Here is a 13,780-nt window from a genome sequence, read left to right as displayed (position 1 = left end):
GACCCGAGACTGGTCGGCCCGTTTCCTCCCTTTCCATCATGGCCTATCGGCCCGACATCACCGCCTGTACCCGATCGGCCGCGTCGGACGCGTTCTCGTGCTCCCACACCCGGACGACCACCCAGCCCGCGGCCGTGAGCCGCGCGTCGGTGTCGCGGTCGCGGGCCACGTTCCCGGCCAGCTTCTCGGCCCACCACTCGGCGTTGTTCTTCGGCCGGGTCGCGTGCCGCGGGCAGCTGTGCCAGAAGCAACCGTCCACGTAGACGGCCACCTTGCGGCGCGGGAAGACCAGGTCGGCGCGGCGGCGCAGGCCGGGCAGCGGCGCCCGGTCGACGAAGAAGCGCAGGCCGCGGCGGTGTAACTCCTTGCGCAGCGCGGTTTCCGGGGCGGTGCCCACCCGGCGTTGCCGCGACATCCGAGCGCTGGTCGCCGCGTCGGTGGCCGGTCGTCCGGGGCTCATACACGTCCTGGGGTCGAGATCGGGCGAGGCTCAGGCGGCCTCCTGCGGAAAGCCTCCCATCCGCAGCAGATGATTCTCCACGTCGGTGAGGAACCCGGGCGGGAAGCGCAGGCTGCCCCGGGCCGCCCGGCGCAGGAATCCGGCGGTGGCCCGCGCCGACAGCAGGCGGGCGTCGTCGAGGAACCAGCGCAGATCCTCGTACGGCTCGTGCACCGGCCAGGTCGAGACGGGTACGCGATACGCCTGCCCGCCGCGGCCCCAGGCGGCGGTGGGCCAGGGCCCGGACAGGGGCAGCTCGTCGGGCAGCGGATCGTCGGCGGGCGCGGCCAACCGGCCGCCCACCCAGGACGCCATCCGCACGCTCACCGCGTTGCCCACCAGTTTCCAGCGGTGCCCGGGCCGCACGCCCGCCGCGCGCACCGCCGGTTCGGTCCAGTCCCGGGAAAAGCCTTGCAGCCGTTCGGCATCGGTGATGCCCGGGGTGACGATCTCGCCGGAGGGCAGGCGCACCGCGGGCGGGCTCGCGATGCCCAGCCCGGATCCGCCCTTGAGCGTGGGCACCGCGTTGACCGCCCAGCCCAGCCCGCGCACGCCCTCGGTCCAGTAGAACCCGCACGGGTCGACGCCGGGATCGCCGACCGCGCGCGGCCCGGAGTCGGGACCGAACAGCACCGGGCGCGGATCCTCGGTGCGCGAGGCCAGCATCAGCACCCGCTGCCGCCGCTGCGGCAGGCCGAACGCGCGCGCGTCGACGACCCGGTAGGCCCAGGTGTACCCGAGTTCCTCGAGCGCGGTGGTGATGTGCCGCATGGCCTGCCCGCGACCCAGTTGCAGCATGAACGGCACGTTCTCGATCAGCAGCCAGCGCGGACCCCGGCGGCGGCGCACCAGCCGGAACACCTCGTCCACCAAACCGGAACGGGCGCCGGTGATTCCGGCGGTCCGCCCGGCCTGGGACAGATCCTGGCAGGGGAATCCGGCCGCGACGAGTTCGGTGCCCGACGGCAGCGCCCGTAATCGGGTGACGTCGCTGTGCAATTCGACCTCGGGGAAGCGCGCCCCGAGCACGACCCGCGCGCCGAGGTCGATCTCGCACAGCAATTCGGTCGACCAGCCGTGCGCGGACAGCCCGAGCTCGAGACCGCCGATCCCGGCGAACAGCCCGACCATCCGCGCGCCCGTCACGCCTGTCCTTTCGCCCGAGTCCGAAGGGCGCCCGCGACGCCCGCGCAAGCACGTTACTCGAGCCGGTGGCCGCCGGTGGCGATCGACACCGGGACTTTCCGCGAAAACGACTGTCCCCCATCGGATTCGACCGAGGGGGGACAGTGGTGAGGCGCGCCCGGAGAGACTCGAACTCCCAACCTTCTGATCCGTAGTCAGATGCTCTATCCGTTGAGCTACGGGCGCAAGATCAATGTTCAGTTGTGTGGCGGAGGCGAGAGGATTTGAACCTCCGGTCCCCGTGAAGGGACAACTCATTAGCAGTGAGTCCCATTCGGCCGCTCTGGCACGCCTCCTGGAGCCTTCTCGTCGAGGGCCCGGTCCTTTCGAACCGCCGAGACGCAAGAGTACAGATCGACCGCTCAACAAGCAAAACGGCTGGTCATCGCAGGTGGCTGTCGAACCAGTCGAAGATGCGCGTGCGCGCGTCGATCGCGGTGCCGTCGTCGTCGGCGTGCGCCTCGAGATTCGGTTCGTCGGCGCGGTGGTGCAGACCCGGATAGGTGACCACGAGGGTGGCGACCGCCGCGCTGCCCGCGGCGTCCCGCAGGCTCTCGACCTCCTCCGGCGGCGTGGCGGCGTCCGACTCGCCGTAGAGCCCGAGCCAGGGCGCTTGCAGGCGCGGCGCGGCGCGCACGAGCGCGGTGGCCGGGTCGGTCAGCGGTTCGGCGATGCCGGGCGCGGCCACGCTCACCGCGGCGCCGATCCGGCGGTCGGTCGCCACCAGCAGGGCCGCCGTTCCGGCGGAGTCGAAACCGAGCACGCCCACGCAGTCGGCGATCACGCCGCGGCGGATCAGCCAGTCGAAACAGGCGTCGAAATCGTCGAACAGCTCGTCGCCGAACACCTTCTCGGCGGTCTGGCCGTCGCGGTGGAACAGATTGGGCGCCACCACGATCCAGCCCTCCCCCGCGAGCGCCCGCATGAAGGCCAGCAATGCGTCGGCGAACTCCCGGGATTCGTGCAGGACGACGATGCCGCCGCGCGCGGGACCGTCCGGTTCGTGCACGGTGATGGGGACCGAAGCCGGTGCCGCGGCGGAACGCACCGGCGCGTGATCTCGGTAGAGGCCCGACATGCGTTCAGGGTAGTTCGCCTTCATAAATTTCGGGAGAAGTCGCATGTGAGGGGTGGTCCACGGAAAATTTCCGGCGGCGACCACACTCTGATCCGGTTCCTCCGGCACGTTCTAGGGTGGTTGCTGTGACCGCTCGTATCCGCCCGGACCTCGACTCGATTCCGGCATACACCCCCGGCCGGAGCAATCCCGGCGCGGTGAAACTGGCCAGCAACGAGACCACCCTGGGCCCGTTGCCGACCGTCGTGAAGGCCATCGCCGAGGCCGCCGAGACCGCCAATCGGTACCCGGACAACATGGCGAGCGAACTTCGCGCGGCCGTCGCGGCGTTCCACGGGGTCGAGGTCGCGAATGTCGCGGTCGGCTGCGGGAGTGTGGCGTTGTGCCAGGAGCTGGTGCAGATCACCTGCGCGGCACCGACGGACGAGGTGTTGTTCGCGTGGCGGTCGTTCGAGGCGTATCCGATCGTCACCCAGGTCGGCAACGCGCGCGCGATCCAGGTGCCGCTCACCGAGGGGTACGCGCACGACTTCGACGCGATGGCGGCCGCGATCACCGAGCGCACCAAGTTGATCTTCGTCTGCAATCCGAACAATCCCACCGGCACGGCCTACGGGCGCGCGGAGCTGGAGCGGTTCCTGGACGCGGTGCCCGATCACATCCTGGTGGTGCTGGACGAGGCGTACTACGAGTACCTGCGCGTGGACGATCACCCCGACGGCGTGGAGATCGGCCGGACGCGGCCGAATGTGCTTGTGCTGCGGACGTTCTCGAAGGCGTACGGGCTGGCCGGGCTGCGCGTGGGATACGCCGTGGGCGATCCCGAGGTGATCACGGCGCTGTTGAAGGTGCACATCCCGTTCAGCGTGAACCGGCTCGCGCAGGCCGCGGCGATCGCCTCGCTCGAGGCCCGGCACGAACTGCTCGACCGCACCGATCACGTGGTCGCCGAGCGGGATCGGATGCGGACGGCGCTGATCGCGGCCGGATACACCGTGCCGCCGAGCGAGGCGAATTTCCTCTGGCTACCGCTGGGCGAGCGCAGCGCCGACTTCGGTGAGGCGAGCGCGAGCGCGGGAGTTCTGGTGCGGCCCTACGGCATCGACGGGGTGCGGGTGACCGCGGGCGATCCGCACGAGAACGATCTGTTCCTCGCCTTCGCCACCGATCCGGACGTCCTCGCCCGGTTCCTGGGCTGAGTCAGCCGACGCCGAGCGCGGCGGCGAGGGTGGGCCACGCCTTGGGCAGGTCGCCCGCCCAGTAGGGCCAGGAGTGCGTGCCCACGGGCCGGAAGTCGACGGTCGCCGGGATCCGCATCCGCTCGAGCCGATCGGCCAGGGCCATCGTGCACGCGTTGGCCGCGGCCTCGAGCGGCCCGCCGAAGACGACCGAGGTCTGCGAATCCGGATTGCCCGGACCGTCGAACGGGCCCGGGAGGCCGCTGCCCGAGGACAGGTAGATCGCGGTGCCGCGCAGGCCGTCGGCGTGCATCATGACGTCGTGCGCGAGCCAGTCCGGGTCCTCCTGGTCGCCGAACATGTTGTCGGGATCGCCGCCGTAGGTGCGGACCACCGCCCGGGCCTGGGCCTGGCCGATATCGGAACCCATGGCGTAGCAACCACTGTGGGCCGCGACCGCGCGATAGGTGCCCGGGCTGCGCATGGCGAGCATCATGGCCGCCTCGGCGCCCATCGAGACGCCCTCGACGGCGTCGCGGCCGTCGCCGTCGAAGGCGCGGTCGATCAGCGGGGGCAGTTCGCGGGTGAGGAAGGTCTCCCATTTGTTGTTGCCCAGCACCGGATCCGGGCGCTGCCAGTCGGTGTAGTACCCGGCCGGGCCGCCGACGGCGAAGACGACGTTGATCGGCTTGTCGGCGAAGAAGTTCAGCGCGCCGCCGCGTTCGATCCAGTTGTTGCTGTCGGCCGGGGCGCTGCGGCCGTCGAGCATGTAGAGGGTCGGGCGGGGGTGGCTCTGGTCGGCGGGTAGCAGCACCCGCACCTCGACGGTGCGTTCCATCGCCGGGGACTTCACGAAGACGCGCAGTTCGCGATCGGTGAGGGATTCGATGTGGTCGATGGTCGCGACGGCCGGGGGCGGGGTGTCGGTGCGCGGCGCCGGGCTGTCCGCGGAGCCGGAGTTGACGGGCGGCGAATCAGGGGCGGCGACGGCCGGTACCGAATGAACGGCAGCACCCAGAAGTGCGGCACTGGCGAGGGCGCCCGACAGCCGACGCCGGAACCGGCGACGAACCATATGTCCCATCCTGCCAGAGGCCCGCGAACGCGTCGACGCAGGTCATGATCGAGTCGCGGGGAAAGTGAGCGGCGCCACCCGGTTTCGGTAGGGGTCAGTCGGACAGCGGCGCGCCCCAGCGCCGTTCGACGTCACCGAAGCGCCACACCGCCACGGCCGTGGCCCAGGTGAGCCCGAACAGTCCGACGATGATGAACCCGAGCGCGCCCAGATCCAGATTGGCGATCCAGGCGACCACACCCGTTTCCGCGCCGGTCCGCTCGACCAGCAACGAGATCAGCTCCTGTCCCCCCACCAGCAGCGCCACCGCGACCGACAGCCCCGTGATCACCAGGTTGTAGTAGATCTTGCGAATGGGCCGGGTGAACGCCCAGCCGTAGGCGTAGCTCATGAACGACCCGTCCAGCGAGTCGAACAACGACATGCCCGCCGAAAACAGCACGGGCAGAACGAGAATCGCGTACCAGGGGAGGCCGGTGGCCGCCGCCCCGCCCGCGATCACGAGGAGGCCGACCTCGGTGACGGTGTCGAAGCCGAGGCCGAACAGCAGGCCGACGGGGAACATGTGCCAGGGACGGCGGACGGTGCGCATGGCCGGTGCGAGGACGCGGGCGAGAACCCCCCGGGGTTCGAGTGCGTTCTGGAGCTCGGTCTCGTTCACCTCGCCCTTGCGCATGCGGCGGAAGACGCTCCAAATGCCCAGCAGGGACGCCAGATTCAGCAGGCCGATGAGAATCAGGAACGTGCCCGAGACGCTGGTACCCCAGGTGCCGGTCCACTTCTGCAATGCGGAGTTGTCGTCCTGGAGGTTGGACGCCAGCGCCCGCACCCCCAGCGCCAGCAGCCCGACGAGCGCGAACACGACCGACGAATGCCCCAGCGAGAACCAGAACCCCACCGAGTGGACTCTTCGAGTCCCCTTCTCCGCCACCAGCTTTCGCGTCACATTGTCGATCGCGACGATATGGTCCGCATCGAACGCATGCCGCATCCCCAAGGTATAGGCGGTAACCCCCAGCCCCACCCCGTACACGGCCCCGTTCACCAGATGATGCCCCGGCACGACGAGCAGCAGCAACGTCCCCCACCCGAGCACATGCAGCCCCACCACGACAACAACCATCCCGACAACGCCGCGCACACGCACCCCATTTCCGCAGGTCCAGCCGGTCAATCGTACAGGTTGAGCGAGTTCTGTCCCGCCCCGTCCACCGTGCCCCTTGCGCGCCGGGTGCCTGTCGCCAGTAGGCTTTAGGTCGCTTCGCCGGTGTGGCGGGGTGAGGTGGGTTGCCCGAGCGGCCTAAGGGAACGGTCTTGAAAACCGTCGTGGTTCACGCCACCGTGGGTTCAAATCCCACACCCACCGCCAAAAGTGAATCATTCGAAACCGGCCCGAACGCCAGTTTCGGCCGAGTTTCGGCCTTCTTGGCTGGTTTCCAGAAACTGAGCAGTACCACGTTGCTTTCGTCCTGACCTTCCTCAAATACCGTCGCCCAATCACCACCAGGCCCGAAGGTATTAGTCGTTCCGTCGGCCAGGGGGTTGGGAGTGCGTGGCGCACTCCCAACCACATCCTCGCCGAAGACCCGCCGCGCTCGCCTTGCGCTGTTTGATTGATCACTGTCGCGCGGCCTTGGCAAGCAGATGCACGAACGTTCGTTCAGTTCGGCATCCTCGATGCTGCCGTCCTCAGCGACATACAGCCGCCGGAAAACCCTGGTTCATCACCCGGCGGATCGCTGGCGTGGCTAGCTCGTAGAGCCGGGAGAAGTGGGTGGCGATCTCCCACTGCCCCGTTCCAGCTGCTGATCCAAGTCCGTCAGGGACAGCTTGGCCGCCGCTTTCAATTGCTCGGCCTGGTGGAGTTCACGGGTGAGCCGGTCCATCTCGATCTTCATCATGTCGAGCGGAGTGGCTCCGGCGTAGTGCGCTTCCAGCAACTTCTTGCGTTCGTAGCGAGTCGCTGTTGTTACGAGCGGCGTTGGCAATATCCAGTTTGGCGGCATCACGAGCGGCCGACAGTTCCTAACGCACCACTATGCGGATCTGTTCTGCCCGTTCCGGAGATAGTTGGAGCTGCTGATAGAAGTCCACTACGCCTTGCTCAATCGCGGCCAGCTTTGACGTCGGGACACGGGCACCGGTTGCCCCGATCCTTCTTACCCATGCAGAAGAAGTACTCATACCAGCCGCCGAGCTTCCCCTGGTTGCGGGAGTACACCATGTGTCGCCCGCAGTACCTGCACCAGATCGAGCCCTTCAGGTAGTGCGGGTGCCTACGATCCTTCTCGCCTGCCGTGTTGTGCGCCTTGAGCACGTCCGGCACTCGCAGCCACGTCTCCATGTCGGTGAGCGCCGGGTGCTTGCCTTGGTGGTAGACGCCCTTGTACACCACAATACCGACGAAATACGGATTGGACAGCACCGGTTCAACGTCGTGGTGCCGATCGGCTTGCTCGGGGATGCCGATGGCCCCGGCACCCCCGAAGCACGTCCGGAGTAGAATTTCCAGCAACTCGCGCGTGTGATTCGCGCAGCGCTATGACCTCTGGTAATTTCGGAGACCTGCCTCCCAAGCAGAACTCACGTCGACCACGGAACGGAAGCCCGACCAGGGAATTCTATCCATGGTTGCGTGCCTCGTCCAAGATATACCTAAGTAATGACACTCATGTAAGTCTGCGCCCACCTGGACTTTCCGTCCCTGCGGCTGGACTTATCAACCAGCTGTGGATAAACTGCTCACTCGAATTATTGTTCGATGCTCTGGCCTGCCGCATGTTGTAGATACCGACCAGTAGACCTTGCTGTGATATAAATCAATTCTAATGCCGATAGGCTGCCTTACTAAGTACCGAGCAAACATTTGGTTTCCGGGCAGGGATTAAAAGCCATGCCGTTCCTTCCGCTGGTTGGAATGCATGATTTTCCACAGCTTGCGTTCCGCTGGTTTCTCCGCGCAGTACGGCTGTTCGTAGCTACCACTCCCAACTGTACTGATCGGTCGCGTGGAGGTATCTACTCACGATCTGCGGCATCAGATTCGGGATCGATGTGTCCGCTAACATACTCAGACGCAGTTTGGATCGGCGTCGTGATCCACGCAAATGGAAAAATCTCCTGCAGCTTTCTCGCAGGGCGCTTATCGAAACTTGCGAGAAGTAAGAATCGGCCTCTTTCTTGCTGTGGTACAGATTATCAATATGAGCCGGATCAGAAGCGCGAGTCGGGCAGCCCCGCCTCCAGCTTCACGGCACTGGTGGCCGCATCTGGCCGCCGTGGAGACGAACGGCCAAATATTCAACCGGCGTGTTTCATGCGACACGCCGCAGTTTCAAAACTTTGAATTCGCTTCAGAGGAAGCATCGCATATTATCGCGCCCAGAAACCCAGACTCCCGCATCGACGGAGGAGCGATTGGTTTCACCAAGTAACGATTGAGAGGTGATCCATCATGATCGATCCGGTCGCCGTTGCCGGCAGCAGAGGCGGGATCGTGATCAGGATCGGCGGAAACGCCGCGACACCCCGAGGATCCAATTCCACCAATATAGCAATATTTGATGCAATTTGCGAATTGGTATATCACTTGACGAAAAGCGGAAATCGAGCAGTCATAGTTCCCGGAGGTTTTGGGGGTCATATTTTTTTGGATTGGGCACGGAACGTGGGGTGCTCCGATGCGCTTATGAACGAAGTGGGATCTTCGCTGATTGATATCAGCGCTTATATCCTTGCGGATTCATTTTCCCGGCTACTAACACCTCGCGAGGTGAAGTGCGATCCGGTGGTGCCGAAAAGCCATTCCGAGCTGGTCGCACTATACCGTTGCAACGATGTTGTTTTCAGCGGCTCCAGCATAAAGGGGGCAATCTCCAGCGATTCCTTGTCACTCTTGATCGGTTCAGCTCTCAAGCTACCCGTATTGTCGATCAAGAGAGCGAATCCTTTTAGAGACCTGCCGTCATACACAGAGCGTGAGTTCACCTCACATACGGCAGAAGTAAACCTAGCGGATATTTCTACCTCTATCTACAACGGAACCGAGCAGGACGGGGCAGGGTTTCATCCTGCCTTAGACTCATGGTCACTCAGGTTACTTCGGCGTGACGATGCATCACTATTCGTCACTGATATTTTGTCAATTCTGGGTTTCTCCGAAGTAGGTCGTCTCGAAAATATAATCAAGGTAGTAAATGAATAGTTCTCCCACCCTGAAGCTCATACGAGATTCGACATTAATCGGTCTATTATTAGCAGTTCCTCTAGGGGTTTTCGCAAACTCCATATCAGACCAGATATCTGCGCAGAGACCCAATTGGCTCTATGTCCTTGCCGCGTTCGAACTTGTGTCAATTGCAATTCTTGCGCGAGTTTCTTTGTTCTGGCGTCAACAGGCGAATGGAGAGGAGCTAACCACTAATCCGCGCGAGATGGCGGTGCATGAAGTTCGCAGCCCTGGAACGTACACAACACTCGGTGCAGCCATGAGTGCAGCACAGCACGAGGTATTTTTCATGGGTATCAGCGCCAAAAGATCGGTAACGAGTGATGATTTCCGACGGGCGTTAGACCTGCGGAGCGCGCGCCATCTCAGACTCCGAATACTATTAACAGATCCTGCCTCGTCTGCATACGTCGCGCGAGCCCGCGAGGAAGGTGAAGACCATGAGACCTGGAAAGCTGACTATGGGACAACCGTAGCCCGTTTAAAGAGCTTTAAGGACCTCCACGGGTTGGACGTCGAACTTCGGTTGACAAATCTTTATCCTATCTGGCGCGCCATCGGGATCGACAACAATACTTTGTTAATAAGCCATTTTCTTCCAGGAAAGCGAGGGACCGAGTCCTTACAGTTCGAGATCCACTCCGACGAAACCGAACTTGCATATGGATGGTTCAAGTACTTTCAAATCGGCTGGAAGGAAGCAAAGGAAGTGCCACTGTGAACGAGACAGAAGTCTTTCGAGCTAAGAACTTTTCGATAGTTTCCAATGTACTACCAGGCGACCTCACGGGTGCATCGGAGGAGATCACTTATGTAAACCAGCCCCCAGTAGCGATTGCGGTCCCCTTGCTGGACGATGAGACTGTATTACTGGTAGAGCAGTGGAGGCCACTGATGAATCAGGTATTACTTGAGTGCCCGGGGGGAAAGGTCGACCCTGGCGAGACGGTGGAGGAAGCAGTAGTCCGAGAACTTGAAGAGGAAATCGGCCTGCGACCACGTCAGCTCGCCAAATTGGGATCCTTTTTTACGTCCGTCGGAAGCAGCAATGAACGTATCCACTGTTTTCTTGCAACGGACTTCCAAGAGGGTGAGCAGCTGCTCGCAGACGCTAAAAGGCTGCGGCTTCAAAAGTACTCGATAGACAAAATCAGCGCGATGCTGAGGCGAGAAATCCTACCCGACGGGAAGACCTATATTGCCCTCAGAAGATTTCTCGACAGTCGTTTGTGATCACTGCCAATACCTGGCTCGATCAGGTGGTTGAACGTCGCCAGAGATTTGTGCCACTCTTGCACATTATCCAAAAAGACCTCTCACCATGCTGCACCTGAACACGATCCTGGCGGAGGATCTGGAGGCCTGGACGACCCTGCGCCGCACCCAGCCCGCGGCGCACGAGCGCGAGGATACGAGCGACTGACCGCCTACTTCGGGGCGACCAGTTCCAGGGCGATGTTGTCCGGATCGCGGAACTCCAGGATGTAGCTGACGCCGATGTCCTTGATGTCCTCGTGCACCACCCCGCAGGCGTCCAGATGTGCTGCGGCGGAACGCAATTCGTCGACCGAGCCGACGGCGAAGGCGAGGTGGTCGAGGCCGACGCGGTTCTCGTCGAAACGGTCGGTGGCGGCGGGGCGCAGGCCGAGCAGGCCCTGGGGCATGCGGTAGATGACGCCGCCGTACAGGAAGGACAGGAACTCGCGGGTCCGCTCGTCGGCGTCGGCGGGGACCTCCACGGCGACCGGCCAGCCGAAGACCCGCTCGTAGAAGGCGCGGGAGCGGTCGATATCGGTGACGGTCAGGCGGAGGTGGGCGATGGACGAGACGGCGATCGGCATGACGCTCATGCTGGCACACCGGGCGCGCGGTCGGTCAGGGCGCGGGCCCGGACGCGTTGCAGCACCGCGAAACCCAGTGTTACGTCCGGATTGTCGTTGAGCACCTCCCCGTACAGCTCGGTCCAGGAGTGGAAGGAGTAGCGGGGGTTGGTGCAGGTGCGTTCGCGGGCGACGATGACCTCGGCGGGAAGGCCGAGGGCGGACAGGTAGGTGGCGAGGGACAGGGAGCGGGGCAGGCAGAGGGCGTCGGGGTGGGTCACGCGCAGGGTCAGTTGGCTGTAGAGGACCTCGCGGCGGGCCAGGCGGATCGCCACCGCCGGGGCGAGGTGGGTCAGGGGACGCGGGCCCGGACTCAGGTCGCGCAGGTGGTGGTGGGCGGGGCCCCAGCCGCGGGTGCGGAGCAGGCGCAGCGCGGTCCAGGTGTGGTGAACGGCGTAGGCGCGCAGGCGGATCGGCGGCCGGGGCGGGGCGGGGACGCCGTCGATATCGGTGAGCATGGCCTCGAGGCGGTCGGCGAGGGTGGTCATCGCGGGGTGTCCGTGGGGGCGAGCAGGTGGTGCGCCGCGAGTTGATCGGTCAGTTTCGCCAGGCCCGCGCGCAGGACGCCGGGTTCGGCGTCGATGAGTTCGGCGAGTTCGCGCACGGCCTCGTCGAGGGTGTCGCAGCGCTGGGCGACGCCGAGCATGAGGGTCGCGGTGGGATTGAGGCGGAAGTACTCGCCCGCCCGGGTGTCCATGACGATGCCGACGCCGTCGGTGGTGTCCAGGACGGCGTCGTCGCCGAGTCGCAGCAGGGGCACGGGGATCAGCTCCTCACGGGGGTGCGGTGTTCGAGGCCACGCAGGAACAGTTCCGTCATGGCCGTGTAGACGAGGGTTTCGGCGTTGCGGCGCAACAGCATCGGATCGGCCAGGACCGCCGCCAGCCGCCGCGGGTCCACGATGTTCAGCCGGGCCAGCAGCGCGTCGGGGCCGAGCAGGTCGGCGAGTACGGCGGGGTGGTTCATGCAGAAGGACTCGTGCGGGGAATCCGGCCACATCCGGCCGTGCCGTCGCCAGATCACCGGGGGCAACCGGTCCTGGAGCAGCAGCCGCAGCACGGGTTTGCCGATGGTCCGGCCGCCGTGGGCGACACAGCGGTAGGCCACCGGCATACCGGTCAGGAGTTCGTAGAGTTCCCGGTCGGCCATGGGCGAACAGAACGTGACGCCGTGCGGCCAGGACAGGGCGAGGTCGGTGGTCTGTTCCTCGGGGACGAATTCGGGATCGGGGAATTCGAACGGCGGGTTCAGCGCGGGCACGAGAAAGTCTGTGTGATGGGCGTTTTCGCCGATCGGCGCGTTCTCGGTGACCAGCGAATACGAGCCGCGCACGCTCGCGATCAGGCTCGACGTGCGCCAGCGGGAGGACAGCAGTCCGCGCAGCATGAGCAGCTTCTCCGACCGGCTCACCCGCCCGGTCAGCACGTCGCGCACGCCGTAGCGCAGCAGCGGGCCGAACAGCAGATCGCCGTCGCGGCCCCAGGTCAGCAGCCCGACGCCGTCCTCGGCGACCCGCCGCACGGCCTGCTCCAGCCAGCGGAAACCGGTGTGGTTGTAGGGGTGGGCGAAGCGCCAGCGCGGATCCAGATAGCCGGGGCCGATATCGGTGGGGATGGGTGTGAACGGAATGGACAGGTGCCCGGCGACCGCACGCGCGTAACCGGATTCGTCGGCGAGCGGGTCGGGGGTGTCGAGGTGATACGCGGTGACGTCGGCGCCCGCGCTCACCAGGGCGGCGGCCACGGCGGCCGAATCCAGTCCGCCGCTCAGGAGCAGGCCGACGCGGCCGCTGTCCGCGTAGGGGCGGCACGCGGCCAGCAGCAGTTCCCAGGCGCGGTCGGCGTAGTCGCGCATGGTGCTGCCGCGCGGCAGCGGCGCCGGTTCGATCCGGTCGTAGCGCACGGTTCGGGCCGTGTGACCGTCGAAGATCAGCAGGTGCCCGGGCCGGAGCCAGCCCAGCCCGCGATAGGCGAAGACGCTGTCGCCCCGGCAGATTCGGCGCAGGGTGTCGCGGTCGAGCGCGTCGAGGGCGTCGGGCACGAGATCGGCGGGGTCGCTGGACCATTCGAGGGTGTTCCCGGACTGCCGATAGAACAGGGTGTCACGGGTGAACAGGCTGCGGAACAGATAGACCCGGTCGGCGGCGACCAGACAGCCGACGAGATCGCCGGGCACCTCGGCCAGCCGGGCGTGCGCGCCGGTGCGCAGCGCGAAGGAGATTCGATCGATCAGATCGTCGTCCGATGAGCGGCGGAGAATACCGCCCAGTGCGAAATAGGTGGGCCGCGGTGGCGACTCGGGTACCGCGCAGCCCGGCCGCAGCCATTGTCGCAGGTACGCGGGGCTCGCGGGAATTGCCCGCTCAGGAAAGGCGATATAGGGAATGTGCGCGAAATCAATGGGCGCTCCCCGATGCGGAAGCGTCAACCGGCCCGCGCAGCCGACCCGATCAGCCGAAAACAATTCACGCATAATGCGCGGCCACCTCTCGTTCACCGAATATTCGGCGGACCCTCCCTCCGGGGAGTTGCCGGACACACACCGGAGGGAGGGGTTCCCGGATTACAGGATGTTGCCCTTACCCAGCAGGTCGTGCGGACCGTGGGTCAGGGCCGCGGTGTGCTCCTCGATGCTGCCGAGGCGGATCACCTCGGGCT

General features: G+C 65.2%; 15 protein-coding genes and 3 tRNA genes. 5 read left to right on the top strand and 13 right to left on the bottom strand.

The window, feature by feature from the left end; all coding sequences use genetic code 11:
* Nucleotides 1-43: 43 nt before the first annotated feature.
* From ACWDSJ_RS04740 to ACWDSJ_RS04720, 5 genes are all read right to left on the bottom strand, one after another.
* Nucleotides 44-460, bottom strand: a complete 417-nt coding sequence (locus ACWDSJ_RS04740; protein ID WP_450029239.1) for a very short patch repair endonuclease — start codon at nucleotides 458-460, stop codon at nucleotides 44-46.
* A 30-nt stretch (nucleotides 461-490) separates the two neighbouring features.
* The gene (locus ACWDSJ_RS04735; RefSeq protein ID WP_450029443.1) at nucleotides 491-1,630 is read right to left on the bottom strand and encodes a DNA cytosine methyltransferase; all 1,140 of its coding nucleotides are present in this window, start codon (nucleotides 1,628-1,630) and stop codon (nucleotides 491-493) included.
* 167 nt (nucleotides 1,631-1,797) lie between these two features.
* Nucleotides 1,798-1,870 (bottom strand) — tRNA-Arg (locus ACWDSJ_RS04730).
* Nucleotides 1,871-1,890: 20 nt separating this feature from the next.
* Nucleotides 1,891-1,980, bottom strand: a tRNA-Ser gene (locus tag ACWDSJ_RS04725).
* Between the two features lie 86 nt (nucleotides 1,981-2,066).
* Nucleotides 2,067-2,762, bottom strand: coding sequence for a dienelactone hydrolase family protein (locus ACWDSJ_RS04720; protein WP_450029238.1), 696 nt, complete (start codon nucleotides 2,760-2,762; stop codon nucleotides 2,067-2,069).
* 125 nt (nucleotides 2,763-2,887) lie between these two features.
* Here ACWDSJ_RS04720 and hisC point away from each other — a divergent pair, with 125 nt between their 5' ends.
* Entirely contained in the window at nucleotides 2,888-3,961 is a 1,074-nt protein-coding gene (gene hisC, locus ACWDSJ_RS04715; RefSeq protein ID WP_450029237.1) for a histidinol-phosphate transaminase, read from the top strand.
* Between the two features lies 1 nt (nucleotide 3,962).
* Here hisC and ACWDSJ_RS04710 read toward each other — a convergent pair whose 3' ends face one another.
* Complete coding sequence (locus ACWDSJ_RS04710; RefSeq protein WP_450029236.1) at nucleotides 3,963-5,015, bottom strand: alpha/beta hydrolase; 1,053 nt, start codon at nucleotides 5,013-5,015, stop codon at nucleotides 3,963-3,965.
* A 94-nt stretch (nucleotides 5,016-5,109) separates the two neighbouring features.
* Nucleotides 5,110-6,138 carry a HoxN/HupN/NixA family nickel/cobalt transporter gene (locus tag ACWDSJ_RS04705; RefSeq protein WP_450029235.1) on the bottom strand — a complete coding sequence of 343 codons (1,029 nt, stop codon included), beginning with the start codon at nucleotides 6,136-6,138 and terminating at the stop codon, nucleotides 5,110-5,112.
* 158 nt (nucleotides 6,139-6,296) lie between these two features.
* Between ACWDSJ_RS04705 and ACWDSJ_RS04700 the strand changes: the two genes are divergently transcribed.
* Nucleotides 6,297-6,384: transfer RNA gene (locus tag ACWDSJ_RS04700), tRNA-Ser, on the top strand.
* Between the two features lie 379 nt (nucleotides 6,385-6,763).
* On the opposite strand, the gene ACWDSJ_RS04695 is transcribed toward ACWDSJ_RS04700, so the two are convergent.
* Together ACWDSJ_RS04695 and ACWDSJ_RS04690 are read right to left on the bottom strand one after the other, a co-directional pair.
* Entirely contained in the window at nucleotides 6,764-7,024 is a 261-nt protein-coding gene (locus tag ACWDSJ_RS04695; protein ID WP_450029234.1) for a hypothetical protein, read from the bottom strand.
* 95 nt (nucleotides 7,025-7,119) lie between these two features.
* Complete coding sequence (locus tag ACWDSJ_RS04690; protein WP_450029233.1) at nucleotides 7,120-7,530, bottom strand: zinc ribbon domain-containing protein; 411 nt, start codon at nucleotides 7,528-7,530, stop codon at nucleotides 7,120-7,122.
* A 939-nt stretch (nucleotides 7,531-8,469) separates the two neighbouring features.
* Between ACWDSJ_RS04690 and ACWDSJ_RS04685 the strand changes: the two genes are divergently transcribed.
* Genes ACWDSJ_RS04685 through ACWDSJ_RS04675 form a run of 3 tightly spaced genes read left to right on the top strand, consistent with a single transcriptional unit; the run spans nucleotide 8,470 to nucleotide 10,476 of the window.
* Nucleotides 8,470-9,219, top strand: coding sequence for a hypothetical protein (locus ACWDSJ_RS04685; RefSeq protein WP_450029232.1), 750 nt, complete (start codon nucleotides 8,470-8,472; stop codon nucleotides 9,217-9,219).
* Nucleotides 9,212-9,964 carry a hypothetical protein gene (locus ACWDSJ_RS04680; protein WP_450029231.1) on the top strand — a complete coding sequence of 251 codons (753 nt, stop codon included), beginning with the start codon at nucleotides 9,212-9,214 and terminating at the stop codon, nucleotides 9,962-9,964. Before ACWDSJ_RS04685 ends, ACWDSJ_RS04680 begins: the two co-directional genes overlap by 8 nt.
* A complete protein-coding gene (locus tag ACWDSJ_RS04675; protein WP_450029230.1) occupies nucleotides 9,961-10,476 on the top strand; it encodes an NUDIX hydrolase in 516 nt (171 codons plus the stop codon). The genes ACWDSJ_RS04680 and ACWDSJ_RS04675 overlap by 4 nt, the downstream gene beginning before the upstream one ends.
* A 194-nt stretch (nucleotides 10,477-10,670) precedes the next feature.
* Here the strand turns inward: ACWDSJ_RS04675 and ACWDSJ_RS04670 are convergent, their stop codons facing one another.
* The 4 genes from ACWDSJ_RS04670 to ACWDSJ_RS04655 are packed head-to-tail and all read right to left on the bottom strand — an operon-like array spanning nucleotide 10,671 to nucleotide 13,595.
* Nucleotides 10,671-11,084, bottom strand: coding sequence for a VOC family protein (locus ACWDSJ_RS04670; RefSeq protein ID WP_387358773.1), 414 nt, complete (start codon nucleotides 11,082-11,084; stop codon nucleotides 10,671-10,673).
* A 5-nt stretch (nucleotides 11,085-11,089) separates the two neighbouring features.
* Entirely contained in the window at nucleotides 11,090-11,611 is a 522-nt protein-coding gene (locus ACWDSJ_RS04665) for a lasso peptide biosynthesis protein (protein WP_387358771.1), read from the bottom strand.
* Nucleotides 11,608-11,883 (bottom strand): PqqD family protein, encoded by a 276-nt coding sequence (locus ACWDSJ_RS04660; RefSeq protein WP_450029229.1) that lies wholly within the window; start codon nucleotides 11,881-11,883, stop codon nucleotides 11,608-11,610. The genes ACWDSJ_RS04665 and ACWDSJ_RS04660 overlap by 4 nt, the downstream gene beginning before the upstream one ends.
* 5 nt (nucleotides 11,884-11,888) lie before the next feature.
* A complete protein-coding gene (locus tag ACWDSJ_RS04655; protein ID WP_450029228.1) occupies nucleotides 11,889-13,595 on the bottom strand; it encodes an asparagine synthase-related protein in 1,707 nt (568 codons plus the stop codon).
* Nucleotides 13,596-13,780 lie beyond the last annotated feature (185 nt).

The sequence above is a fragment of the Nocardia sp. NPDC003482 genome (genome assembly GCF_053588115.1).
The sequence above is the reverse complement of the archived record's forward strand: the minus strand, read 5'-3'. Positions and strand labels throughout refer to the sequence as shown.